The sequence below is a fragment of the Moorena sp. genome (assembly GCF_982860115.1).
The window spans coordinates 31,067-32,827 of the sequence record NZ_CEYLVT010000069.1; the positions used below are offsets into that span (position 1 = coordinate 31,067).

A 1,761-nucleotide genomic window follows, 5' to 3' on the forward strand; every position below is an offset into this window, starting at 1 on the left:
GTTGTATTCTACAGGGTCACTACTTCAAGCGCCGTTGATGGTTTTTCGTTGACCTTCAACTGTCAACCGTTAAGCATCAACCATTCCACTCATCAATTACCTTGAAAGATTACAAAACAAATTAGTATTAAGCATTAGTCCGGGTAATCAACAGGGTTGGCCTGTATAAAAATTAGCAATAACGTATGTATCAGAACAACGAAACTAAGCTTCTTGGGCTATCATTGATGATCTCCTTAGCTTTGGTATCTGGGTGTCTGTGGTGGTTTAAAGTGACCACATCTCCCTTATCTATGCTGGTATCGAAAAATACATCTTCAGAGAAAGCAACCATACCAAATTACCTTAGTCGGGGAGACCATATTTTATTTTCTGATTCAACAACACTGGAAAAACAGCTAGGAGTAGAAGCGGTTACTGCTGTTAATTACGACGAGGCAGTGGTTAAATTCACCGAATCCTTAGACCTCCACCGTGATGATCCAGAAGCTCTCATCTACCTTAATAACGCTCGTATTAGGGACAAACCCTCTCACACCATTGCTGCTGTTGTGTCCATTAGTGATGACTTAAATACTGCCAAAGATATACTTCGGGGTGTGGCTCAAGCTCAACAGGAAATCAATCAAGCTGGTGGAATTAAAGGTATTCCTCTCAAAGTACTGATCGCTAATGATGATAATAATCCAAAGGTGGCAAAAAAATTAGCATCAAAGTTGGTGAGTAATCCAGAGATTTTGGCAGTTGTTGGTAATTTCACAAGTAAGGTGACCCAAGCGACAGCAGATATCTATGACTCTGGTAAATTGGTAACAATTTCTCCCATTAGTACCTCAGTAAAGTTATCAGGAATTAGCGACTTTTTTTTTCGTACTGTCCCGAATGATTTCCTGGCAGGTAGAGCATTAGCTAAACACATGCTGCAAGACCTCAAGCAGCATAATGTTGCTGTTTTATACAATTCTCAAAGTGAGTCTAGTCAGTCTCTTAAATCAGAGTTTGTAACCGCTGTCTTCTTGAAAGGAGGACGAGTAGTTAGTGAGTTTGATGTGTCTGAGAAAAATTTTAGTGCTGCTAAAAGCTTTAAAGAAGCGATTAATCGCGGTGCTCAAGTGCTGATGTTAGGTGCTGATTCTAGCAGCCTTGATCAGGTACTAAATGTGGTTAAGCTCAATAGCAAACACCGCAATAGTTTGGGTCAACAATTAGTGATTTTGGCGGGAAATCAAGTTTACAGTACTAAGACATTGACAGTAGCAGGTAAAGATGCTGAAGGGATGGTAGTAGCATTACCCTGGCATCCCGTAGCCAACCCTCGCTCGGAATTTCCCAAAACCGCTGATCAGCTTTGGGGTATTGATGTTAACTGGCGCACAGCTATGGCTTATGATGCTGTCCAAGCCCTAAGTGCGGCGATTAGACGTAATCCTACTCGCACCGGAGTTCAACAGGAACTTTCAGCACCGAACTTTTTTGCTAGAGGTGCTGCTGCTCCGATTCGTTTTTTTCCATCAGGCGATCGCTATCAACCGGTCAATTTGGTGACAATTGAACCAAGTAATAGTTCTAGTTTGGAGTATGAATTTGTGCCAATCCCTTAACCATTATACCAATTTTATTTATGCCTGCTAGCGATGATGATAGGGAGATGGGGGAGATAGGGAGATGGGGCGGGGGCGCGGGGATAGGTAGGGATAGGTAGGGATAGGGATAGGTAGGGATAGGGATACATTGATAGGTAGGGATAGGGATAGGGATAGG

1 protein-coding gene is annotated in these 1,761 nt (G+C 42.4%); it reads left to right on the forward strand.

The features are described from left to right. Nucleotides 1–272 precede the first annotated feature (272 nt). Nucleotides 273–1,601: an ABC transporter substrate-binding protein gene (locus tag AC4II3_RS13965; protein ID WP_490722829.1), complete on the forward strand. Its 1,329-nt coding sequence runs from the start codon at nt 273–275 to the stop codon at nt 1,599–1,601. Nucleotides 1,602–1,761: the final 160 nt, after the last annotated feature.